Below are 25,299 nucleotides of genomic sequence, written 5' to 3'. Positions count from 1 at the left end.
AAAAACCATCCCTTTTTTATATCTGCTTTATATCCGAGTATTATTTAGTTTATGCAGGCATAACTATACGGAGCAAGCCTCACTGTCCAATGTATTCATTTATGCTGTAGGGTGACCAAGAACGCCCAAGGCTTCCTTATCGTGAGGCGCTTCTACCTCAAGCCCTAACTTATCAATATACTGATCGCGCTTGTCTGCTTGTGAAGCTGATAACTTTTCGTTAGTTAACATGCATGCTGCCAGTGTGACCACTTCCAATTGCTCATCACTTAAGGGTTGGGTACTGTGCAATTGAAGCAATACCTTCATTAAGCTCAATGCAATTTGTTTATCTTTTGGCGAAATGGTGAGTGCTTGGCGCAAATTATTGTAAGCAGGTTGCAACCGGTTCTCTTTATAATGCACCGTAGCCATATTCTTCAGTTCTTTAGTCGTGAATTGTATCTCTGTGCGTTCAATAGACTCTTGTTTTAGATATTCATCGACGACTTGCGAGGAAAAAGTATCACCTTCAATTTGCGTTTTAAGCTTCTCCAGTATGCTGATGCACTGCTCACGCATGCCTAGTTCATGAAAGGCTTTCATTTTGTCTAGGTTATCTTCCATCGATTGCCCAGTGGTGCGAACTGAACTGGCGTTCATGATTTCTTCGGCCGACTTCTTTTGATTTCGAAGACACAACATACGCGCTTTAATTACGTCAATTTGATCGCCAAGTTGGATTTGAACCCCTTTTTGCTGACTGAACTCTTCTAAGTCATTTTGTGCACGCTGTATGTATCTATCACCTTCCCCAGCACCAAGGCTAGTGGCTAAATCGATAGTAGAACGAATTACATTTAAAGAAAGTTCCGGTGAGTCATGAATAGAATTCTTGGCAAACTTCGCCATATTTTGAACCGCAGACAACTGACCTACTTTGTCGTGGTTGAGCCTTGCCAAATCCCACAATCGCTTATTGCGTTCAATATTACGAGGCGCTAACTTACTCGCTTCTTTCATTTGTTCGTAAGCTAACTCAAATTGTTCTTTTTCAATAAAGTACTGTGCCAACAGGTCATAGGTTAAAAAACGGGTATCTCGACGAAGTAATAAATCTTCAACCATTGATTGCGCTTCTTCCAACTCATCCTGTCGTAACAACGAACGGGCTAAACCAATATGTACCCACGCATGATCCATGGTTTGCAGTAATTCACGGTAATAATTTTCAGACGTTTCATAATCACGCAGTTGCAGCAAACACTCGCCAATAAGGCGCCTAATTCTGGGGTGATAGTCTAACAGTGACACGTCTTTTAATTGACGTTCGGCATAGTACATCGCAGTAGAATAGTCGCCAATCTTCATACAATGGAGCATTTTATGAAGCTTATAGCGTATCTGAAGTAAGTAATTTAAACGAGACTCTATACTGCTTGGCGTTAATGGTTTTACCCAGAAATCATCGGGCTGCAACTCAACAATGCAATTGACCAATTCAGGCGAGGTTTCGGCACTCAAAAAGATAACCGTGGTGGTATCATTGATATGATTTAAGTGCTTAAGCTCTTCGAATAAATGAAAGCCGTCTTTATCATGACTAACATTGAATGCAAGCAGCACGAAATCAAAACGCTTTTCTTCACACAAACGAATAGCGTGAAAGGCATTAAATGCACTCACTACATGTTTGATACCAATAGCATGCAACGCAGAGGCTACTACATCGTGCACTAAACCCTGGTTGTCGATGACCAGAACGCGCAAATCCTCTTTAGAGGTGGGGGCAGGAATTTTTTCCAACATTCAACTAATCACTTTTTTCTTGTCCCTAAGACTTACCGTAGTTACCGCATCTGTTAAATGGAGGGTTTAACTATCTACGATATTATAAGTCAATAACCTACTGTTGGGGTGTAACAGTAACCGCATCACTTGGGAATTATACTTTTGACTTATATTCTCGATACTAGCATTAGAAGCAAGGGTTTAGCTATAGGTGAATTACTTTGGTGGATCAATATTTTCATTAATGCTGGTATTCAACCTAAACCACCCCGCAACGGAGTGTCTCTCACGTTTTGCGGTGAGTACCTCGTGCGGGAATAGAGCACTAAGAAAAATCGCAATAGTGCCTTTTTCAGGTAACACCCTAACCCCAATGTCATCCTGCTCACTAGTATATAGTACTAACTCACCACCGTCGGTAGTTTGCCAATCTTCATTTAGATAAGTCACCACCGATAACATTCTATTGCTTTGACCTTTGAAAGCATCTAGATGACGTTTGTAAAAATTACCGGGAGCATAACAAGCAAAATGGCTCTCGAATGAAAATAACCCCATGAACAAATGGCGATTAATGTACAGCCTTAAAGCCTCACACCATTCTAGCCACAATTGGCCTTCTGACGAGGTACCGTCTATCCAGCATATTTCGTCGCTTCTGACTTTTTCTAGGTGTTGAAATTGTTCAGCCCGACCAATTCCGGCGCGCCGATATGCTTGCTTAGACAATGTATCTTGACAAGCGACCAGTGCATCTATAACAAATTCAGGTACGCCTAACGGCCTAATACTAAAGCCCTTTTCGAGTAAATCGCTCTCGATACTACTGAAATAATCTTCATCAAAAACATAAAGAGGTGAAGGTAAATCTAACGAAAAACGTTCCATGATTGATTCTGGCTTGGCGCAGCAGTGGCGCGCGTAAACGGATGCGGGTTTATACGCCTAAGTGACCGGTGCAGCAAGCGATAAATGCACAGTTTACGAACAATTGTGAAAGACCCAATCCCTCTAGTTGTAAAGCATTGGTTTTAATGGGAATAAAACTTGCTTCAAAAGCTTGGTCAAACAAGAATTAATACCGTTAGCCCCACGGAAATAATTATGCTCAAATATGAAAAACAACCACTGGTGGTAAAGGCATGAGTCAGGATCAAACAGTCATTGAAGAAACCGAACATCATCTAGCGCTACGTAACTTGCGCTTAGACGATTACAACGACGTTAAATCATTAATGGACAACGTGTATGCAAACGTTGGGGGGGCTTGGCCTTATAACAACTTCAAGGCGCAAGTAACCACATTCCCTGAAGGTCAAATTTGTATTGAAGACAAAGGCAAGGTGGTGGCCTTTGCTATCTCTGTCATTGTGGATTACGACCAATTCGGCGACAAACACAGTTACGATGAAATTACTGGCGATGCCTATCTTACTACCCACGATCCAAACGGTGATGTGTTGTATGGCGTTGAAGTCATCGTTTGTCCCGACTATCGAGGGCTAAGACTAGGTCGACGGTTGTACGAAGCGCGCAAAGAGTTATGTAGAAACCTGAACTTGAAGTCAATTATGGCTGGCGGGCGTATTCCTACTTATAAGAATTACGCAAAAGAACTGTCACCCTATGAATACATTGAACAGGTAAAATCTAAAGACATATACGATCCTATCCTTACTTTTCAGCTGTCTAATGGTTTTGAGGTAAAACAGGTTCTCAGTGCCTATTTGCCCGAGGACGAAGCGTCCAAAGGCTATGCAACGTTACTGCAATGGCACAATATCTATTATGAGCCGAATAATCCGTCACTTATTACTGGCCGTAAATCGAGCGCGCGTATCGGTTGTATTCAGTGGCAAATGCGTTACTTCAATAATGTGGAAGAACTCCTTCAACAAGTTGAATATTTCGTAGACGCGTTATCGGATTATTCCTGCGATGTGGCATTGTTTCCTGAGTTTTTCAACGCGCCATTAATGGGGCTAAGTCCGTCTGATACTTCGATAGATGCAATATGGCACTTGGCCACTTATACCGACGAGATTCTTACCTCCATTTCGCATCTTGCTGTGTCTTACAACATCACTATTATTGCTGGCTCCATGCCAGTGGTAGAAGAAGACGAACTGTATAACGTGAGTTATATCTGTAAGCGCGATGGCACTATAGAGAGTCAGTACAAATTACACCTTACCCCACACGAGAAGAAAGATTGGATAATGAAAGGCGGCAATAGCCTTAAAGTATTCGATACCGATTTCGGAAAAATCGGAGTACTGATATGTTACGACGTGGAATTTCCTGAACTTGCGCGGTTACTGTCTGAACAAGAGATGCAAATTCTGTTCGTTCCTTTTTGGACAGATACTAAGAACGGCTATTTACGCGTTAGACGTTGTGCACAAGCCCGCGCGATTGAAAACGAATGTTATGTGGCCATAGCTGGCAGCGTGGGTAACTTACCCAAAGTAGACAACGTTGATATTCAATACGGTCAAACTGCGGTTTTTTCACCTAGCGATTTTGCATTCCCCCATGATGCTATTGTGTCTGAAACTACCCCAAACACTGAAATGACGCTAATCGTGGACCTAGATTTAGATAAACTCACTAAGCTTCAAAATGAGGGCTCCGTGAGGAATTATCTAGATCGCCGCCGCGATTTGTATCGTGTAGAATGGTTTGATAATGATACGTAATCGCCATTGGTATTTATAATTAATTCAATATAATATCGATGTTATTGTGCGCGATTAATTATATTTTCGGTTGCTGCGCCTACAACGAGGTAGGTTGCAGTTAACCCAATGCTTAAACGAGATAAAATAGAGAACTTATGGCAAATAATTCGAACAACGATGATTTTCCAACTATTCGCTTAGATGATGAAGATCGTCGCGATTATCAAAAAAAGCGTCAGCCTTCGCCAACCAAGGCATCTTCGAATTCCTCATCGCCTTCCAGCCCCTCCCCCAAAGCCCCTGAGAATAGCAGTGGCGGCGGTAATGGCCTCTGGGTATTCCTAATCGCACTTATTGCCCTTGGTGCCTGTGGCGGATGTTACTACCTGTACACATTGGTAGAACAGCAAAAAATGGTGGCTTCTCTCGCTGAAAAGCGCATTTTTGAATTAGAGAAAAAGCTTTCTGCCACGGGTGAAGAAATGGGCGAATCCACCGTGGCTTTGCAAGTTAAAGTTAATGAGTTAGCCAGTAAAACCAATGATTTGTGGGAGCAGATGGACAAACTTTGGGCTTCAGCCTGGCGCCGAAATCAAAAAGAAATTGCTGACCTAGGTGATAGAGTTGGTAACGTTCAAACTGCGCTTCAGGGCAATATTAAGAAGGTTGCCGATGATGTGACTAGCCAGCAGGGCCAAGTTGGCTCGGTGAAAAATCAACTGGCTTCATTGGCTGACGAAATTCTTGCCTTTAACGTTCAATTAGAACAAGTCTCTGGTGATAAACGCAGCAGTGAACAACAAGTTCGGAATTTGTCAGACAAATTATCAGTATTAGAGCAGCGTAACAGCTCTCTTTCTGGGCGCATTACTAGCCTTGAAAATGAACTAAGAGAGATAGCCACCAAAGTAGTTTCTCGAAGCACAACGAGCGCTACAAACTCGGCGCCCTCTTCAACTGCGAGCGTATCGGAAGGCTAATCTTAATTTTAAACGTGTATAAATCGTTAAAGGAGCTAAATGGCTCCTTTTTTTGCGCTGAATTTATTGACCATAAGTAGCATATAATCTGCCTCTCTTCGATGCTATAAACATTATATCCGTGGGTAGCCTTGTGTATTGCTATTTTCAGGCTATTTTTTTGCTCGAGTAAGAACAGGCTGCAACAATGATTCACCAATCCAACGCTAGTCATATAATCGACAACAATAACGTAAAAATTATTGGTTCAGGGACAAAGACGCTTATGCTTGCACATGGGTTTGGCTGTGACCAAAACATGTGGAAATACCTTAGCCCCTATCTTGAGCAAAAGTACAAAATTGTGCTTTTTGACTATGTAGGTTGCGGAAAATCTAATGTCAGTGCTTTTGATAAAACACGGTATGAAGCGTTAGAAGGATATGCACAAGATGTCGTCGATATTTGTGAAGCACTTGAGTTAACTGAAGTGACATTTATAGGCCACTCGGTAAGCGGTATTATTGGTTATCTTGCTTCAATTTCTGCCCCGCAGTATTTTTCAAGCTTCGTATTAGTATGCCCCTCTCCATGTTTCTTGAATCTACCACCGGATTATTTCGGCGGTTTCGAAGAAGCAGACTTGGCAGAGCTTATTAACTTAATGGACAAAAATTATATTGGGTGGGCGAGTTACCTTGCGCCATTGGTGATGGGGGGAGAGAACGATCCCGGTTTAGTGAAAGAGCTTGAAAGCAGCTTTTGTTCCACCGACCCCAAATATGCAAAACCTTTTGCTAAAGCTACTTTCTTTTCTGATTATAGAAATATTCTTCCAACCATTGCTTTCCCTTCACTCATTTTACAAAGTAGCAGCGACTCATTAGCGTCAGTAGAAGTCGGGAAATATATGCATGAAAATACGCCCTTATCATCGCTTGAAGTTATCGATGCTCACGGTCATTGTTTGCATATGACAAACCCCGCAACTATTGCAGAAAAAATAGAGTCTTTCGTACCTTGAAGGACGATAAGCTCGACCTTTTTCCTAGTTTACTTTTAGTCTCTGATTTAGGCTCCGGGAATATTAATTTTTGCAACAAAGATGCTTTGGACCTGCTTGGTTATTCTCGCGAAGGCGTTACGGATAGTAACGTTTCCAACATTATTTCGCGGGCGAGTTTAATTTTTTTTGAAAGCTATGTGAGACCTTCTTTGCTCGATTCGGGTAGGTTTTCGGAACTTCAATTAACTGTCATTACTGCGCAGCATGAACGAATACCAATATTGGCTAATGTTATACTGCATGGTGAGCAACTCTATTGGTCTATGCACACAGCGAAGAGTCGCGACAAGCTCTATCAAGAGCTAATAGAAGTGAGAGACAGCTTGGAATTAAAAACCGACGAGCTCACATTACTCTCCCGTCTCGATCCGCTTACTAATTTACTCAATCGTCGTGCTGCCTCTGCTGATATTCGTAAGCTACTCGATCAGGTAAACCGAAAGTTTGTTCCTGTGTCTTTTTTACTTATTGATATTGATTTTTTTAAAAATATTAATGACAAACACGGACACGATATAGGAGATGAGGTTATTGGTGTACTTTCACATACGTTGAAAACGGCCACACGAAAAACCGATGTTGTTGCCCGTTGGGGCGGCGAAGAGTTTCTGATAGTGCTATATAACTCAACCCAGGATAATGCCCGACTCTATTGTAAGTATTTGCATGAAAGGATTGCAGAATTACGTTACTCGCGAGCAGATAACATTACGGTGAGTATTGGCGTGACGCAAATACCCATGCCGCAACATAACACTGTTTTACAAGTAGAAACATTAATTAAAGAAGCCGATGATGCGCTTTACCGTGCTAAAGGCGAAGGCAGAAATCGTACTATATTCCACACAGACAGACACGCCAAAATCTAGGTAAAAACCCTCGCTAGGCCTTTGTAAACGTAGGCATTAACTCTAGGTTATCTGATACCCATCAGTCATTGTAAGATGCGCTTTCAGCATTCTCTATACGTGCTTTTGTTGAGGGGTGAGATTGAAACCAACTATTTTCAGAGCCCTGCTGCTCACTGTCGTTCGATAATTTACGCATTACGTCTGCAAAGTCAGCGGGATCGCGTTGCATTAATTTTAATTGTGAAATAGCAAAGTTGTCAGCCTGCCATTCATGCTTTTGTGAGTACTGGTTTTGCACAACACTAGAGCCTATTCCCATAAAAGACTCAATTGCTCCGCTTAAATCACCGAAAAAGTAACTTATCGCTAGAGTTGCAAATAAAGACTCGGCTATCAATTGCATGGAATGGTTTTGTGCCACATGGCCAATTTCGTGTAACAAAATAGCATCAAGTAATGCTTGGTCGCCATCTACCAGTGTTACCAAGTCATCGGTAAACACTATGGTGCCGTCAGGTAACGCAAAGGCATTGGGTCCAATCAAATCGGAATATCTAAAGTGAACCCGAATATTACTTTCGATACCGAGTCCGCTAACTTGCTTTACAACAGTGTCAAAGCCCATCATTAACTGCTCACGTTGCAAATCAGGTAGCGTGCTAGGCTCCAACATTGAATAATCTAATGCGCTCAACGTATGCTGTGAAGCTACGGATTTAATAGAGTATGGTATCTGGTTAGCAAATTTAACGGCCGCCCATGGCATGCCTTGTACGAAAATAACATAGAGTAAAAGTGGTACTAATAAAACACTCGCAATTAGCCAAGGCTTTTTAGTTTCCATTTGAGAGATACGACTACCTGCCCCACCATCTAACCACTGATCTAACAGGGGCGATGGAGAGCAAACCAGTAAGCGGTCGTTAGGTAGAGTAATTTCTCGAGGTAAATTACCCAGCTTCGACTTCGCATTGACTTCAAATTGCTGAAACCTCAGCGGCTCAGTGCTTTCACTTCTGCCAACGCCGGCACTTTCACCACTGTCAGCAATATCGCTCGCGTCTATTTCTAGACGGCTTGTTGTCACACATTGCTCATCCTTAACACGCTTGTCACCATTTAATAAACGAATGATCAATGTATTTTTTTCAATATTCGCGATAACTGATGTTACCGCTGAATCTTTTGATTGATATAACTGCCCGGGTATCACTAGGCTAGCCTAATGCGACATCAACATCGAACAACGTAGCCGCTTCTTCAGCTGTCGCGCCCACAGAACCGGTGTTAACGGACGTAACGCTATCAATACCTGATAACACAGTGACCTCAGTGGCATTAGCAAAGAAATGAGCACTGCGAATTTTCGCCCAGGGAATAGCAAAGCCTAAGGAAAGAACGATAGCGATAACGTTGGTTGTTCTAAGCCATACCAACGGCAATACACCCACATTGGACTTGAATTGCGCCACGTTTGGTATTTCACTACTTTCATAAATATGATTGCGGATAAGCGCGGTATAAAAGCTAGATGAAATAGCATAGGCAATAAGATACATGGCGAACAAAGTGAACATCACCAAAGGAGCACCGTTTTCTAGTGTTTGAATAAGACTAGTAAAGCCAAATCCCATTATACTTGCACCTACCAAAAACACAGCCACCACAATGCCCACAGCGCCGAGTGAGGCAACGTAATAAGATCCCGTGCTCAATTTGGTGGTAAAACTACTGTCACCGAAGGCTGATTCGTCAACGAGGTATTCGTCTATCTTCTTAAGCGCCCACGGCAACATCAAGTACATGGTAAATAAGCTAACGAATGGCAACACCACGAAAACTACAAACGCGTCACCAAAGCCGCCATTGAATTTAAATCGAACATTTCGATACCCTGTCATACGCATACTGAAACGTTGACCTAGTACTATCATAAAGGGCGTGAATAGCATTAAGGCCAACACCATAAACGCACCCGCAATAGGGCTTATTGCGCTTAAAATAAAGTAACTAGCAAATAAACACACCGCAATAATACGGCCTTTTAAAATTTGTAAAGGATTCGCTAGATAAGAAAACCGATGACCATCAATCTCGGTATTTCCATAAAAGTATCGGTTGGTTCTTACTTTTGCCCACGCAGAATAAATACCTAATGTCACAATAGTGAGCAATAAATTCACAATCCAAATAGAAAAGAATTCTGACGCTTTACCATGAAAGGAAACCTTACCCTTTCTTAAAACACTTGCGGTCGATACTGTGGAGGAAGCTCCTGTAGATGGAGCTTCTGTAGATGAATTCTCTGGTAATTCTAACTGCGCGATTCGCTCTTCCAACTCTTGCGCCCGTTCAGGGTGCTCAATATCGTCAATAGCGGCGCGAGCTTGCTTCAATTCTTCCAGTGAATACGTTGAGTAATCAATATTTGATGACATACATCCCTCTTATTATCAGTAATTTCCATATGCTTAAAGCATTACCAATACTAAACATACGCAACATTTACTATGGGGGCAACGTTTTACAGACATAAAAAAAGCACCCTAGGGTGCTTTTTTCATTAAAAACTTAAGCTTATCGACGTAGGCCAAGACGCTTAATTAGGTCAAGATAACGCTCAGCGTTCTTGCCTTTAAGGTAGTCTAGAAGCTTACGACGCTGGCTAACCATACGTAGAAGACCGCGACGTGAGTGGTGGTCTTTCTTATGATCAGCAAAATGGCCTTGAAGCTTGTTGATGTTGTGAGTTAACAACGCAACTTGAACTTCAGGTGAACCAGTATCACCTTCTTTTACGCCATAATCAGCAATGATTGTTGCAGTTTCGTCTTTAGTTAGTGACATAACATTCTCCTAAATTATGTCCGGCCGATCACTAATTCAGCCAGACGGAATGAAGCGCGTATTATAATGACAGCGCGCGAGTTAGCAAGGGAAAGTGTAAACTTTATTGGTTGTACACAACCCGTCTTTTCGGATTGACAAAAATATCGCCATTAGACCCAACTTGGTCTTTTGGATCTTGTACGCCTTCACCTACGCCTAAAAACAAACCTTGTTCGTCTTCACCGAAGTAAACCCGGTAAGGCTGACCGACGACTAACGCTTCGTTGCACGTGCCTTTAATACTTTGACCGTTGTCGAAACGATGTTTTTCATCATCGTTAATACAAACCAGAGGCAGTCTACTTACTGCGGTATCCATGGGGATCATAAATGCATCTAGTGCTGCAAAGTCACCCTCATCTAGTGCTTCTTGAGTCGCAATTAGCGTATCAAGAGACACCATTTTATCGGTTGGATAATCGGCTACTTCAGTGCGATGCAAACGTGTTACATAAGCGCCGCACTCAAGAATTTGACCAATATCGTCAACTAACGAACGAATGTAGGTTCCTTTACTGCATTTAACGCGCATATCTACTTCTGGTAGCGCAATACGAGTAACTTCAAGCTCGAATATTTCAATATCTCTCGCTTCACGCTCAACCGTTATTCCCTGACGAGCATAATGATAAAGAGGCTTGCCTTGGTGTTTTAGCGCCGAAAACATAGAAGGCACTTGTTTGCTTTTGCCTAAAAATTGCAAACATGTGTTTCGAACCGTCGCTTCATCTACCGTCACCGGCTTTTCTTCAACGACTTCACCGTCTGCATCAGAAGTGCTGGTGCGAATACCTAGCGTTGCGGTCACTTCATAGGTTTTCTCCGCATCTAATAAGAATTGCGAAAACTTAGTAGCTTCGCCTAAACATAAAGGCAGCATACCGCTGGCTAAAGGGTCTAGCGCGCCTGTATGCCCCCCTTTTGAAGCTTTGAACAACCAACGTACCTTTTGAAGAAGTTGGTTTGAAGAACCGCCTAATGGCTTATCTAGCAATACTATGCCGTTAATATCACGGCCTTTACGACGCCTTGCCATTTATTCCTTCTCTTCTGACTCGTCGGTATCTCGCTTCGCGTCATCTGCCGCAACGGTTTGCGATACCAAGTTAGAAATGCGCATACCTTCAATAATTGATTTATCTTCAAAGAAATGAAGATGTGGCACAGAGCGCATGCGTAAACGCTTAGCCAAAATACTACGAATAAACGGCTGAAACTCGGCCAGCTGTTTTATTTGTCTTTTGCCTTCTTCTTCTGTGCTGTTATAGATAGTCACATATATTTTAGCGTGGGCTAAATCTCGTGTTACATCTACATCAGACACAGTAATAAGCGGCATATCGCCAACGCGGTGTTTGTATTCATTTTGCAGAATGCTAGCTACTTCTTTATGAACTTGCTGCGACACTCTGTCGGTACGTGAAAATTCACGAGCCATAACTTTCTCCTGTCTTTAAATCAGCGATAGTCGCCAGTCACTCAGGCTTTTATAAGCTAATCCGCTTTTAGGCATAGCCTTGTAAAGCTTAGCCTATAAACAACCTAGTCTCATTTTGAAAAGTGACAGACAAAAACGGGGGCTTGTGCCCCCGCTTTATTTATACTGATTTAGTTAGGCAATTAGATTTCGCGTTTAACTTCAACGATTTCGAAGACTTCGATTTGGTCTCCAACTTTTACGTCGTTGTAGTTCTTAACGCCGATACCACATTCCATACCGTTACGTACATCTTGTACGTCATCTTTGAAGCGACGTAGAGATTCTAGTTCACCTTCATAGATTACTACGTTTTCACGAAGTACACGGATTGGATTGCTACGCTTAACCACACCTTCTGTAACCATACAACCAGCGATAGCACCAAGCTTAGGCGATTTAAATACATCACGCACTTCAGCCAGACCAATAATTTCTTGTCTGAACTCTGGCGCAAGCATACCGCTCATTGCTGCTTTCACTTCGTCGATTAGGCTATAGATAACGCTGTAGTAGCGTAAATCAATTTCTTCAGCTTCTAGTACGCGACGTGCAGTTGCATCGGCACGAACGTTAAAGCCAAGTACGATAGCGCCAGAAGCTGCTGCCAATGTCGCATCAGTTTCAGTGATCCCACCTACGCCGCTACCAACAATGTTAACTTTAACTTCTGCCGTTGATAGTTTAATCAACGATTCAGCAATCGCTTCAACAGAACCTTGTACGTCAGCTTTAAGTACGATGTTAAGTTCGCTAACGTCACCTGCTTCCATGTTCGCAAACATGTTTTCAAGCTTGGCTTTTTGCTGACGAGCTAGTTTAAGCTCACGCTTCTTCTGATGACGTTTAGCCGCTACTTCACGGGCTTTACGCTCATCTTTCACTACCGCTGCATCTTCACCAGCTACTGGAACACCAGATAAACCTAGTACTTCAACAGGGGTAGACGGGCCAGCTAGCTTAAGCTCTTGACCATGCTCATCGCGCATTGCACGAACACGTCCGTACTCTTCACCACACAGTAGGATATCACCGGCTTTCAGCTCACCTTCTTGGATAAGTACTGAAGCCACTGGACCACGACCTTTATCAAGACGTGATTCAATAACGATACCGCGACCAGGACCTTTAGCTACCGCTTGTAGGTCAAGTAATTCAGCTTGAAGGTTAATGGCTTCTAAAAGACCATCAACACCCATACCGGTTTTAGCAGAAACGTTACAAAACTGGTGTTCACCGCCCCACTCTTCTGAAATAACTTCCAGTTGAGAAAGCTCAGTTTTAACACGATCTGGATCGGCTGATTCTTTATCCATCTTGTTCACGGCAATAATTAACGGAACACCCGCTGCTCGAGCATGTTGAACCGCTTCTTTCGTTTGTGGCATTACGCCATCATCTGCCGCAACAACCAAGATAACGATATCGGTAGCCGTTGCTCCACGAGCACGCATTGCAGTAAACGCGGCGTGTCCAGGCGTATCTAAGAAGGTAATTTCGCCATTATCAGTTTGTACTTTGTAAGCACCGATATGCTGGGTAATACCACCGGCTTCACCGTCAGCCACTTTCGCGCGACGAATGTAATCAAGTAGTGATGTTTTACCGTGGTCAACGTGACCCATGATGGTGACTACAGGTGCACGTGAAGTTTTATCACCGCCTGTGCCATCATCAGCTAACAATTCTTCTTCAAGCGCGTTGTCGTTAACCAGTTCGAATTTATGACCCATTTCTTCGACAACAAGTACTGCTGTGTCTTGGTCAAGAACTTGGTTAATTGTCGCCATCTCACCCATTTTCATCATGGTTTTGATAACTTCGTTCGACTTAATCGCTAACTTGCTAGCAAGTTCGCCAACAGTGATAGTTTCACCAAGCTTAACGATACGCTCTACAGGTTGAGCTGGCTTATTGAAGCCTTGCTTCAAGTGCTCACCTGCATTTCGCTTAGACTTTCTGCGACGGCGTGAAGAACGCTCAACTTGCGCGTCTTGCTCGTCTTCTGCTTCTTGAGCATAGCGATTTGAATGTAAATGCACTTCTTCAGCTTCCGCTTTCTTACGAGCTTCAGCTTCTTCTTTCCAACGACGCTCGTTTTCTTCTGCTAATTTACGCGCTTCATCAGCGGCTTTCTTAGCATCTTCTTCAAGCTTCTTCTGTGCTTCTTCTTCCTGAGCCTTACGAAGACGTTCTTCTTCAAGACGAGCAGCTTCTTGAGCAGCTTTTTCTTCAGCAGACATTTCAGGCTCATCTTTCTTACGTGCTTCAGCCTCTTTCTTCGCTTGTTCAGCACGACGAGCACGTTCTTCTTCAGCAGCCTTTCTTGACTCTTCCGCTTTACGTGCTTTTTCTTCAGCAGCTTGTTTTGCTTCAGCAGCAGCTTTTTCTTCTGCTTCACGTTTCAAACGTGCTTCTTCGGCTAACTTCGCTTCTTCTTCCGCTATGCGTTGTTGCTCTTCAGCATCAGTACGCTTAACGTAAGTACGCTTTTTACGTACTTCTACTTTAACTTCTTTCGACTTGCCTACGCTAATAGTACTGGTTGTCTTGCGTTTAAGTGTCATGCGCTGTGGTTCGGACGCGCTGCCGTGTTGCTTGCTTAAATGATCCAACAGTTTCTTTTTCTCTTCTTCATTAACCTGAGCGCCGGCATTCTTTGTAATACCCGCGTCTTTAAACTGGCCAACCAATCGGTCAACGGTCGTACCAATGTCGCTGGCGAGCTTTTCAATAGATACATCTGCCATTACGTATTATTCCCCCTGTTGACCTTTACTCTTCATTGAACCAAACGATATTACGTGCTGCCATAATTAGCGCACCCGCAGTAGCTTCGTCTAGTTCATCAATATCACTAATTTCATCTGTGCCTTGCTCGGCCAGTTCTTCAAGGTCGGTAATGCCGCGGCTGGCCAACACATAGGCCACGTGCTTACTCATTCCTTCAAGGCCTAGTAAGGCTTCGGTAGGCTCTGCGCCTTCAAGCGATTCTTCGTTTGCTAATGCACGGGTCGTAAGGAATGCACGTGCACGATTACGCAATTCTTCAACGGTATCTTCATCAAGTCCGTCAATGGCAAGAAGCTCGCTTGCTGGCACGTATGCCACTTCTTCCAATGTAGTGAAACCTTCATCAACCAACATAGCAGCAAACTCTTCGTCTACATCTAAGCCAGCGGTAAAGATGTTCAACACCTTCGCGTTTTCTTCTTCATGTTTCTTGTTCAGATCTTCTACTGTCATCACGTTCAGTTCCCAACCAGTTAACTGGCTAGCAAGGCGAACGTTTTGACCGCTACGACCGATTGCCTGAGCAAGGTTGTCAGCTTCTACCGCTACATCCATCATGTGGCTGTCTTCGTCCACAACAATAGAGGCAACTTCTGCAGGGGCCATGGCGTTAATAACAAATTGTGCTGAGTTTTCATCCCACAATACGATATCAACACGCTCACCACCCAGTTCGCCCGATACTGCTTGTACACGTGAACCACGCATACCCACACATGCACCAACTGGATCTAAGCGTTTGTCGTTAGTTTTAACGGCAATTTTTGCACGGGAACCCGGATCACGGGCCGCCGCTTTAATTTCTAGTGTTTCTTCAGCAATTTCTGGTACTTCAAGTCTGAATAGCTCTACAAGCATGTCAGGATGAGTACGGCTGATAAACAATTGAGCGCCACGTGCTTCAGGGCGGATTACATAAAGTAAACCACGAACACGGTCGCCTGGTCTGAATGTTTCGCGAGGAAGCATATCGTCACGGTAGATAACACCTTCAGCGTTATTCCCTAAATCGATGATAATGTTGTCGCGGTTTACTTTCTTAACCGTACCGGTGACCAACTCGCCGACTTTATCTTCGTATTCCGCAATCATCTGCGCGCGTTCAGCTTCACGTACTTTCTGTACGATAACTTGTTTCGCGGTCTGCGTAGTTATGCGGTCAAATTTGATAGATTCAATCTGATCTTCAACATAATCGCCTAATTGAAGCTCAGGCTCTTCTACTTGCGCAGCAGAAAGGGTAATTTCTGCGAATGGGTTTTCTTGTTCCTGGTCATCAGGAATAATTAACCAACGACGGAATGTGTCGAAGTCGCCAGAGGTTCTGTCGATACTTACTCGAACTTCGATATCGCCTTCGTTTTTCTTTTTGGTGGCACTGGCAATTGCAAATTCCAGCGCTTCAAAAATCTTCTCTCTAGGCACTTGTTTTTCATTTGAAACGGCTTCCGCCACTAACAAAATTTCTTTATTCATTTTAGCCTCACTCAAGCTTTCGTCGATGAAAGCATTGCTGTTCCGTTATTCGAATGTGGGAACAACGTTACCTTTTTCGATATTCGCCACAGCTAACTGGAACTGCTGGCCATCCACTTCAATACTGACTACGCCATTGTCGCATGCCAATACCTTGCCTTTAAAATTACGTCTGTCGTCCATCGGCATTGATAAACGAACCTGAACAACTTCACCTACAGAATCAACATAATGCTTTTCTTTGAAAAGCGGTCTATCCATACCCGGTGAAGATACTTCAAGGTTGTATTCTGTGCTAATTGGATCTTCAACATCCAAAATTGCACTCACTTGATGACTTACATCTGCACAATTATCTACGGAGATACCGTTTTCATGATCAATAAAAACGCGAAGAATTGAATGTTTCCCCGCTCGTACAAATTCGATCCCAACCAATTCAAACCCTAAAGCTTCTACACCAGGGTTGAGCATTTCGGTTAGTTTCTCTTCAAGTTTTGCCAATGCAAACCTCCAAAAACGAAAAAAGGGCCTTAAGCCCACCTGTCATCACCTAGCTCAGCTAGGCTGACTCCAGGGTCTAATACAACAAAAAGCCCCGGACTAGCGGGGCTTTTATTAAAATTCTGAACCCATATCTGTCACAAAGACAAATGCAAACACATGGGTAAAAAACACCGGTAGGTGATAGTTTGCTAATAATGGAAGCGTTACTTTCCTTAACACTGAGGGAGCCCGCTACCATCACTTAATGAGTGTATTATACTGATTGGTGCCACATTAAGCAACAGCACTCGAGTATTAGTTGTTAGACCATGTTTGACAATACAATATGATTAGTCCTCGTCTTTCCACTTTTCTTTTATTTCTAGTATCTGAGGCAATTTTAACATCAGCAAATCAATGAGTGCCGGATCAAAATGCTTACCCTTCTGGCTCTCCATAAACGCGAGTGTTTTTTCTACGCTCCACGGCTCTTTGTAAGGCCGTTTACTGGTAAGCGCATCGAACACATCAGCCACGGCACATATCCTTCCCTCTATAGGAATATCTTCACCTGCTAGCCCGTTGGGATATCCACTACCATCCCATTTTTCGTGGTGGGTAAGTGACACTGACTTAGCTATCACTAATAACGCGGAATCGCACTCCCCTAAAATTTCGGCACCAATTTCAGGGTGTGTCTTCATGATTGCAAACTCTTCGTCTGTCAATTTACCTGGCTTCAACATGATGCTATCAGAAATACCGATTTTACCAATATCGTGCATTGGCGCAGCGTGCAGCAATATTTCAGCTTGTTCATCACTAAACCCGTATGCTAACGCCAACTCTTTCGAATAATGGCTCATGCGCAATACGTGCATACCGGTTTCGTTGTCTTTATATTCAGCCGCGCGGCCTAAGCGCTGTACCACTTGCAATCGAGTGCGCATTAATTCGTCAGACTGCACTAACGATAAATGGGTTTTCACTCTGGCTTTTACTACCGGTGGTGAAATGGGTTTAGTAATATAGTCTACTGCGCCTACTTCAAAACCTTCCGCTTCATCGTGCTCATCATTTAACGCGGTTACAAATATAACGGGAATATGACGTGTGTCATCTCGGCCTTTTAATATTCTACATACCTCGAACCCTGTTAGCCCTGGCATCATGATATCTAACAGAATAAGTTGGGGTTGTCGTTGCGACGTTATTCTAATCGCCTCTTCACCGTTTTTGGCAAAAATCAGTTGGTAATCTGCGGCTAACAGTTGCTTTAAGACTCTTAAATTTACGGGCTCGTCATCGACGACCAACAAGGTAGGTTTTTCAATAGTTTTAAGCATTATTGCGTTTTAGTCTCTCTGGCCAAAGTATCAATTAGCTCGACGAGCTGCACTGTGGCACGTTCGAACTCAAAATCATCAATATCCATGATAATGGAGGCTATGGTGTCTTTGTATTCGCCACCAGCAAGCGTCTTAACTTCTTGTAATTCATCTTCATCAAGCATGTTTTGCTCAACACTTTGCTTTAATTTAACGAGGTGCGCTAACAACACAGCGTAGTCGACGTCTTGCTTAACTTGCACCGTTTGAGTCTCAGTAGTGCCTTGTAGCCATGTTATCACTTCGTTGAATGATTTTTTAAGCAATTGTACTGTGGAAATGTCTAATTCACCAGCCTGTGCATTTTTCTCAATATCACGGCATACCGACATCAAAGGGTCCAAACACAAGTTTCCGGCAACCCCTTTAATGCTGTGGGCCAATGATGCTGTTTTTGATGCATCGTCATCGAGAATAGCAGTCGTTATTTGCGCAATTTTAGCTTCGTTTTCGCGGGTAAATCTCGCCACTTCATTACGATGAGTTTGCGCATCACCCCAAAGCATAATGGCTCGATTTAGGTTAACCACTTTGCTTGATTTTGGTTTCTCCGACTTGTCATCATTAACAATTAATGTGGCTGATTCATCAATTTCTTTGCCCAGTACGCGTGCCATTTCTCGGGTAAGCACGGGGTAATCGATAGGCTTATTAGCAAATCCGTCCATTCCCGCATCGGTGGCGGCATGTCTATCCTGCACTAATACACTGGCTGTTAACGCAATAATTGGCATTGGAGGTAGGCTATGCTCAGCTTCGTATTTTCGTCTTTGCATCGATGCTTCCAAGCCATCTAATACAGGCATCTGTAAATCCATTAGCACCAGTTCGATACCGGGTATATTCATTTTCAACAGCGCTTCTTGACCATCTCTTGCTACCTCAACGGTATGACCAGAGCGAGTTAATAACAAAGACAACAAATCTATATTTTGCGCAATATCGTCTACGATAAGAATATGCATTGGTGGCAATTGTGCGGGCTTGCCCTCTTCCACTACCCTAGGGGCAATTGCAGGTACTAACGGCAAGCGGAAGGTAAAGGTGCTACCTACACCGAGTTCGCTTTGCGCACATATGTTTCCGCCCATCAACTCAACAAGTTGTTTAGATATGGTAGTGCCTAACCCAGTTCCGCCATATTTTCTGCTCATTGAGGCGTCAGCTTGAGCGAAAGCGTCGAATACACGAGTTACCTGCTCACTATTCATGCCAATGCCCGAGTCTTTTACTTTAAAGTAAACAAATGAGCTATCGCTGGATACGTCTAAAACCACACTTCCATCACCAGTAAATTTAACTGCATTACCAATTAAGTTATTTAGCACCTGCCTGATACGCTCAGGAACACCATGGTAGGCCTCGCGAACTTCACTTCCCACCTGTACTTCTAAGGAGATTGTTTTGCGTTTGGCTTCTAGCCAAAATGTCGACACCACCGTATCGACTTCTTCGCGAATGATGAAGTCGCGATACTCTAAATCGAGTTTGCCTTTGTCTAACTTTGCGCTATCTAGAATATCGTTTAATAGATGTAGCAGTGAACGTGCAGAGCGATTTACCGTGGTAAGATGGCTATGCTGTTCTGGCGGCATTTTTTCAGCAAGCATTAAATCGCTGAACCCGATAATGGCATTCATTGGGGTTCTTATTTCATGGCTCATATTAGCAAGAAAGTTCGTGCGAGCTGCCGCAGCCTGCTCTGCTTTTTCTTTTGCCGCTTTAAGTTCCTCTTCCATTTCCCTTCGGGCGGTAATATCAGAAATAAAGCCATCTAAGTAAATGGTGTTGCCTTTCTCATCAAGCACATGAACACCGTGTTCGGTCACCCATCTAATATCACCCGCTTTATTAAAGATGCGGTACTCGATACTAAAGTCTTTTTGACCAGCTACTTCCTCTTCTATTCGCTCCATATCATCAGGGTGACAAAGGGAACCAAACGTTATTTTAGGGTTGGGTAGAATAAAGTCATCAGCGGTATATCCCGTTATTTCACACACTGCGTCGCTGATAAATACCATGGGCCAATCAGGCTCATTCAAGCACCGGTATGCGATACCTGGAATATTAGAAATGAAACTTCTGAATTTAGCTTCACTCTCACGCAACGCATCTTCCATTGCTTTGCGTTTTCTTAAATCGGAAAAAAAACCAACGAACAAGGCGTTACCATCTAGTTTGGTATAACCAATCCCAACACGAACAGGAACGATCTCTCCACTTTTACCGACGATGACCACCTCTCGGCTAGTACCAATTATTTGTTCAGTCGGCACTGATTTTTGTTCGAAAAAATCTCTGTCGTATATTGATTTTTTATCGGCTGGGGCCAGTATTGCCCCGTGTTGTCCAATGAGCTCTTCCGGCGTATAGCCTGTCACCGCGGTGACTGCAGGGTTAGCCGTTTTGATGATGCCTTTACTGTCTACCGTAATAATGCCATCTACGGCAATATCTGTAATAGCTCGCTGAATTTTTTCGCTTTCGATAGCACGGAAACTCACATCTTTGTACTTGAACAACAGGGTAATACCCAGCACCAGCGCAATAAGTGTAACCGTTACCATGGCGATGGTAAGTGCCAAGTAAATTGATATTTCAGAGGGTTGGGAAGAAAACTCCATACCTGGCGGCATGACAAACCTAGCGGCTGACATTCCAGTGTAATGCATGCCAGCTATAGCAAGCCCCATGACAACGCTCGAAATAAACGCATCCCTTCCCAAGCTCGACTTTTTTGTCCCTACAGCGGTTAGACCGAATTTGATCCAAAGTGCCAGCATGGCCAGGCATACCGCAACAACAATAGACAATAAAAATAATGAAGGGTTATAACGAAGCAAAGGCGACATTTCCATGGCCGCCATGCCACTGTAATGCATTGTGCCGATACCTGAGCCAACTAAAACGCCACCAATTAATATTTCAGTGAACGAAATAGTTGACCTTGTCATAAGATAGAGCGCGACCCAGGCCGCCGCTATACCCGGTAAGGCAGACGCTAAGGTTATCCCTACGTTGTAGGAAACGGCGGTACATAGTTCAAAGGCGAGCATACCTAAAAAGTGCATGGCCCAAATTCCGCCGCCCAAAGCAAAACTGCCTGCACTAAGTAATGCATATTTTCTGAATTTATTGGTGGAAGTCGCCGCCTGAGTAGCAACGTTAAATGCCATAAACGACGCAAAGATGGCAATCATTAATGACAGTGCTACTAAGCCAAAGTCATATTGTCCGTCGAGCAAAGTGACTTCTTGCTCAATCATGAAAAATTGTTGAATCATACTACCCATCAGCGCATTTAAAAGCATAAGTGATTTAGGAACTTACAAATATACATGCAGTATATTTTTCCCTTTTTTACTGTTTAATACTTTTACCATCTTATGCACGCTAATTAAATAAGCATTACCAATTAAATTAACCAATAGGTGTTGGAAGGCATTACCATTTGCATGATTTTAACGACCAGGTATACGGGGTATAAGAAAGCGCCAATATGACATTTGCGCAATCACACTAACATGTCGAATTAAGTGTTATTGGTAAAGAGGCTAATATCGAGAATATAAAGAATGGGTAAAAATAGATTTACAGATACAAAAAACCCCGGCATAAGCCAGGGTTATAATGTGGTTGCGGGAGCAGGATTTGAACCTACGACCTTCGGGTTATGAGCCCGACGAGCTACCAGACTGCTCCATCCCGCGCCAGAAAATAACGTTGTTGGTTTGAGGTGTTTGATGTCTCCCTTCAACGTGGGGCGTATTATACATACGCACTTTTGTAACACAAGGACTTATTACTTAATTATTTCACTTTTCTGACTGAACGCTTTATTATTAATCGTTATGCTTAATCGCCAAGCAATTCAAGGTTAAAAATTAAACGTTTAGGGTTTAAAGCTTTCCATTTTTGTTGCCAGTTTAAAATCTAATTCGCTTAAACCACCCACATCATGAGTCGTTAATTTCACTTCAACCCGGTTATAAACATTAAACCATTCCGGATGATGTTTTAATTTCTCTGCCCAAATAGCAATTTGTGACATCCAACCAAATGCACGAATGAAACTTTTAAAGGTAAATGTCTTCTCAATAGCATTGTCGTTCAATGCCCACCGTTCATTTTCCTCTAGACCTTCATTTAAGGTTTCGAGGTTTACTTGAATTTCTTCACGGGTTAGTAGCGTACTCATATAGCCCTCCTTCACTTGAAGTAAACAATGTAAACAATACGCTTTATGAATTCAGCTTTTTAGATAAGAAAGTGTGGAAGTAAAAATACTAATGTTGGCGAGAAATCTTTACATAAAAAAGCGACCTATGAGAATGCGCATTTTCATGAACACTCAACATAGGCCGCTAGGATTTTGTGGGTTAAGAAAGTTAAGTTTTAAAACTCTACCGCTAACCGTGCATATATTTGACGCCCACGGGGGTCATGCACTTTTGAATCAAAACCGCTATTAGTAAACAACTGAGGGGGATCTTCATCAAACAAGTTCAATCCGCCTACGGTGACAACATAACTTTGTTCCGTCTCAAACAGTGAGCCTAAGTCGATATTGTATTGAGCATCTACTGTGACATGGCTGTCTACTTCATAGAAACCATCAGCGCATCCACCGATATTTGCAGTCCCATCAGAACAGTTTTGATCATCGTCATAAGATGAGATGTAACGAACGAATAAGTTTGCTGCATGAATGTCATTTTTCCATGCAAGACCAAAGTTCATTCTTAGTTCCGGTGAAGATACCCCGATATTGTTGAAGTTCCTGCGCCCTGCCCCGTCAATATTTTCAGCTTGAGGATCATTTAAGTCATACTTTGTGATGTAAGTGGCGTTTAGGGTTGGTGTAAAGCTACCCACGTCAGTATCAATTTTATAACTAGTGACGAAATCAATACCTGATGTTTCCATCTCACTTGCATTAACGTAGGTATTGTTAACCTGTAACACAGGGCCGTTTAACGGGTCGCCAGCACGAATAATGCGATCGGTATCAGTTGGATCTAAGTTCAACACTGCTTGTGCGTTTTCTTGAATAATCAAATCTTCAAACTTGAAGTTCCAATAATCAACCTCTACAGAGAAATCGCGGAAAGGCTCGTATGAAAAACCAATATTATATGCAGTAGATTCTTCCGGTTTTAGATTTTCGTTACCTGAGGTTCTTACCGCAACAAACGCCGTAGCACCTTGCACTGGGTCAATAAGTTGCTGCAATGACGTAGCGCCACCTTGCGCTAAGAACACAGTAGGTGCTCTAAACGACGTAGACACGGAGCCCCGCAGTGAAAACTCATCGGTAGCGCGATAGGACACTGCGAGTTTAGGGTCCACTGTACTACCTATGCTACCGCCGTAATCTTCATATCGAACGGCGAGTTGCACATCTAAGTCTTCGCTTAATGGTAAAGCAAGTTCACCAAAGGCAGCCCATACATCTTGGCTTCCATCAATATCTGGATTACCAATAACGAAGGTGAAACTGTCTTGGTTAGCCAAATCATCATAATCTTGGCTTAACTGTTCTTCGCGATATTGCACACCTACTGCTAGTGCGGCAAAACCACTACTCATTTCAAAGATATCAAATGAAGTAAACGCTTCGAACACTTCAAGATCAGCTTTTGAATCTATGATTTCTGTGCCCGTGAACGAATCTACCACGTAGTCTGAGTTGGGCGCTGACGTATAGGAAGTAGCAAAAGGATTGAAGAATTCACAATTACCTTCGCCTGGTGTTCCCGCGATAGGATCACATGCCGAGCCACCCAAACCGTACAACGCTAGCTGGAACTCAGTGTTTAATACATCAGGCACTTTGAATAAGAAATCATTCACTGCACGGGTATAGCTCACCTCCCAGAAACCGCTGTCAGTCACACCTTGTAAATTAGTGCTGAATCTAAAAGTATCTGATTCTGTGTTGGCTGGATCACCATCGAATCCATTTCCTTCAGCGCGGCCAAAGAAGGCGACAGACTGACCGAATGGGTTTTGTGGGTGATAATCAGGAACAATCGGTGATGTTAGAATCGGGAAACTTGGCGCCCCGCCACGTTCGGCGCGGTTACGCGCCATGCTGAGCTCGGCTGTCCATGTAATATCATTGTCAAACTCATAGTCTGCTCTTACATAGGAATTTATTCGACTTTCATCTGCAACATAGGAATAGAACTTACCAAAATCGAAGCCGCAGAAACCAACTTCTAAGCCTGGAATCGTTCCACTGGGAGCAAGTAAATTAGGTGCACCACCAAATTCCTCACACCCATAAGGGTCGATTATAGGTAATGTTCCAGCGCCTGGAATAGTTACAAAATAAGATGCTGGGTTACCTAACGCACTAGTGTCATCTTGAGGGCGACTTAAACGTCGGTCACTTAAAAATAACGGTGAACGGTTCGTGTAGCTGATGGCAGCTAGCACACTACCATTGTCGCCTGTAGCGCCCCATAAACCTTGAAATATATATTCTTTGTTATCACCATGGGCACCGTCTTGATAATCAACACTGACCATCGCACCATCGTAATTGCGTTTAGTAATGAAGTTAACCACCCCTGCAACCGCATCTGAACCGTATAAGGCCGATGCACCGTCTTTTACGACTTCCATTCTATCAATGGCAATCATAGGCACGAGTGAACTTGTATCAACGAAATTTAAACCCTCGTTTGTAGGCTGAGCAGTAACGACTTGGCGTTTGTTATTTAATAGTACCAAGGTAGAAGCAACCCCTAACCCGCGAAGGTTAATATTTGAGGTACCTGCGGTGGCATTTTGCGTAAAGGCATCAGGGTTATTCTCTGCGCCAGTATTAATTGTTAATGTTTGCGTAATATCCGCAATATTTTTTGCACCTATTGAATCGATAGCTACGCTGTCTACTACCGCTAAGGGTGATGGTGACTCAAAGTTCTCACTGCGACGAACAAAGCTCCCTGTAACAAGAATTAACTCTACATCTTTTTTATTTTTAGATTCAGCTTCAACTTCTTCGTTAGCATCTTGCGCATTCGCTAAAAAAGGAGAACAAAATAAGGCAGAGCTGACTAAGGCAGCTACTGCAGTCTTACGCGTTTTAAATTTCATAGTGTGATTCCAAATCTGGGCGCATCACTACCGGTAAAACCCACACTTTCCGCTAGCAACAGGCTGGACGATTTCTCATTGTTATTGTGAAAGGTCAATGAACAATCTTTGACCTGCAATATTGATGTTAAGCGTCAATACATGCTTTGTAAATTTATTGTGAATAATATATTTACATTAATTTTACACATGGTCAGACCACTGTAACTTTTGTCTAGCCTCTATGAAAATTCATTTAGTTATTGCGTAGTTATTTCTCACCCTTGTATTTTTTTCTTATCACTTTTGTATCCATACCAGTCCGAAATTTATTTTCACTAACAAAAACAGCAGCATAACAACATTTAACGACG

18 protein-coding genes and 1 tRNA gene are annotated in these 25,299 nt (G+C 43.0%); 4 read left to right on the top strand and 15 right to left on the bottom strand.

The annotated features are described in order from the left end of the window. Positions 1 to 99 precede the first annotated feature (99 nt). Both JKP82_RS06760 and JKP82_RS06755 read right to left on the bottom strand, forming a co-directional pair. Positions 100 to 1,788 carry a response regulator gene (locus JKP82_RS06760; RefSeq protein WP_218396342.1) on the bottom strand — a complete coding sequence of 563 codons (1,689 nt, stop codon included), beginning with the start codon at positions 1,786 to 1,788 and terminating at the stop codon, positions 100 to 102. A 198-nt stretch (positions 1,789 to 1,986) separates the two neighbouring features. Continuing rightward, positions 1,987 to 2,658 carry a 2OG-Fe(II) oxygenase gene (locus tag JKP82_RS06755; RefSeq protein WP_218396341.1) on the bottom strand — a complete coding sequence of 224 codons (672 nt, stop codon included), beginning with the start codon at positions 2,656 to 2,658 and terminating at the stop codon, positions 1,987 to 1,989. A gap of 254 nt (positions 2,659 to 2,912) precedes the next feature. Here JKP82_RS06755 and JKP82_RS06750 point away from each other — a divergent pair, with 254 nt between their 5' ends. From JKP82_RS06750 to JKP82_RS06735, 4 genes are all read left to right on the top strand, one after another. Then, positions 2,913 to 4,469, top strand: a complete 1,557-nt coding sequence (locus JKP82_RS06750) for a carbon-nitrogen hydrolase family protein (protein WP_159529887.1) — start codon at positions 2,913 to 2,915, stop codon at positions 4,467 to 4,469. A gap of 137 nt (positions 4,470 to 4,606) precedes the next feature. Next, a complete protein-coding gene (locus tag JKP82_RS06745) occupies positions 4,607 to 5,431 on the top strand; it encodes an AAA family ATPase (RefSeq protein WP_159529885.1) in 825 nt (274 codons plus the stop codon). A 187-nt stretch (positions 5,432 to 5,618) separates the two neighbouring features. Further along, the gene (locus JKP82_RS06740; RefSeq protein WP_218396339.1) at positions 5,619 to 6,434 is read left to right on the top strand and encodes an alpha/beta fold hydrolase; all 816 of its coding nucleotides are present in this window, start codon (positions 5,619 to 5,621) and stop codon (positions 6,432 to 6,434) included. Between the two features lie 263 nt (positions 6,435 to 6,697). Beyond that, on the top strand, positions 6,698 to 7,345 hold the full coding sequence (locus JKP82_RS06735; RefSeq protein ID WP_159529881.1) for a GGDEF domain-containing protein: 648 nt from the start codon (positions 6,698 to 6,700) through the stop codon (positions 7,343 to 7,345). A gap of 61 nt (positions 7,346 to 7,406) precedes the next feature. Here the strand turns inward: JKP82_RS06735 and JKP82_RS21000 are convergent, their stop codons facing one another. The 13 genes from JKP82_RS21000 to JKP82_RS06670 all read right to left on the bottom strand — a co-directional run bounded on the left by JKP82_RS21000 (position 7,407) and on the right by JKP82_RS06670 (position 24,946). Next, positions 7,407 to 8,540, bottom strand: coding sequence for a M48 family metallopeptidase (locus JKP82_RS21000; RefSeq protein ID WP_218396337.1), 1,134 nt, complete (start codon positions 8,538 to 8,540; stop codon positions 7,407 to 7,409). 4 nt (positions 8,541 to 8,544) lie between these two features. Next, positions 8,545 to 9,765 (bottom strand): YjgN family protein, encoded by a 1,221-nt coding sequence (locus JKP82_RS06725; RefSeq protein ID WP_159529877.1) that lies wholly within the window; start codon positions 9,763 to 9,765, stop codon positions 8,545 to 8,547. A 139-nt stretch (positions 9,766 to 9,904) separates the two neighbouring features. Next, positions 9,905 to 10,174 (bottom strand): 30S ribosomal protein S15, encoded by a 270-nt coding sequence (rpsO, locus tag JKP82_RS06720; protein WP_013783816.1) that lies wholly within the window; start codon positions 10,172 to 10,174, stop codon positions 9,905 to 9,907. Positions 10,175 to 10,277: 103 nt separating this feature from the next. Further along, entirely contained in the window at positions 10,278 to 11,252 is a 975-nt protein-coding gene (gene truB / locus JKP82_RS06715) for a tRNA pseudouridine(55) synthase TruB (RefSeq protein ID WP_218396335.1), read from the bottom strand. Then, a complete protein-coding gene (gene rbfA / locus JKP82_RS06710; RefSeq protein WP_013783814.1) occupies positions 11,253 to 11,654 on the bottom strand; it encodes a 30S ribosome-binding factor RbfA in 402 nt (133 codons plus the stop codon). A gap of 182 nt (positions 11,655 to 11,836) precedes the next feature. After that, positions 11,837 to 14,443: a translation initiation factor IF-2 gene (gene infB / locus JKP82_RS06705; RefSeq protein WP_159529873.1), complete on the bottom strand. Its 2,607-nt coding sequence runs from the start codon at positions 14,441 to 14,443 to the stop codon at positions 11,837 to 11,839. Between the two features lie 25 nt (positions 14,444 to 14,468). Continuing rightward, the gene (gene nusA / locus JKP82_RS06700) at positions 14,469 to 15,962 is read right to left on the bottom strand and encodes a transcription termination factor NusA (RefSeq protein ID WP_013783812.1); all 1,494 of its coding nucleotides are present in this window, start codon (positions 15,960 to 15,962) and stop codon (positions 14,469 to 14,471) included. A 45-nt stretch (positions 15,963 to 16,007) separates the two neighbouring features. After that, complete coding sequence (gene rimP / locus JKP82_RS06695; RefSeq protein ID WP_013783811.1) at positions 16,008 to 16,466, bottom strand: ribosome maturation factor RimP; 459 nt, start codon at positions 16,464 to 16,466, stop codon at positions 16,008 to 16,010. A 332-nt stretch (positions 16,467 to 16,798) separates the two neighbouring features. Next, on the bottom strand, positions 16,799 to 17,794 hold the full coding sequence (locus JKP82_RS06690) for a response regulator (RefSeq protein WP_159529871.1): 996 nt from the start codon (positions 17,792 to 17,794) through the stop codon (positions 16,799 to 16,801). Then, positions 17,794 to 21,123, bottom strand: a complete 3,330-nt coding sequence (locus JKP82_RS06685) for an MHYT domain-containing protein (protein WP_218396333.1) — start codon at positions 21,121 to 21,123, stop codon at positions 17,794 to 17,796. The genes JKP82_RS06690 and JKP82_RS06685 overlap by 1 nt, the downstream gene beginning before the upstream one ends. Before the next feature lie 349 nt (positions 21,124 to 21,472). Next, positions 21,473 to 21,549, bottom strand: a tRNA-Met gene (locus tag JKP82_RS06680). A gap of 182 nt (positions 21,550 to 21,731) precedes the next feature. Then, positions 21,732 to 22,037: a 4a-hydroxytetrahydrobiopterin dehydratase gene (locus tag JKP82_RS06675; protein ID WP_159529867.1), complete on the bottom strand. Its 306-nt coding sequence runs from the start codon at positions 22,035 to 22,037 to the stop codon at positions 21,732 to 21,734. Positions 22,038 to 22,234: 197 nt separating this feature from the next. Next, positions 22,235 to 24,946: a TonB-dependent receptor plug domain-containing protein gene (locus tag JKP82_RS06670; protein WP_218396332.1), complete on the bottom strand. Its 2,712-nt coding sequence runs from the start codon at positions 24,944 to 24,946 to the stop codon at positions 22,235 to 22,237. Between the last annotated feature and the right edge of the window lie 353 nt (positions 24,947 to 25,299).

Origin of the sequence: Alteromonas lipotrueae (genome assembly GCF_019249215.1) — a bacterium.
Lineage (GTDB): Bacteria > Pseudomonadota > Gammaproteobacteria > Enterobacterales > Alteromonadaceae > Alteromonas > Alteromonas lipotrueae.
This window is presented reverse-complemented; position numbering and strand designations above follow the sequence as displayed.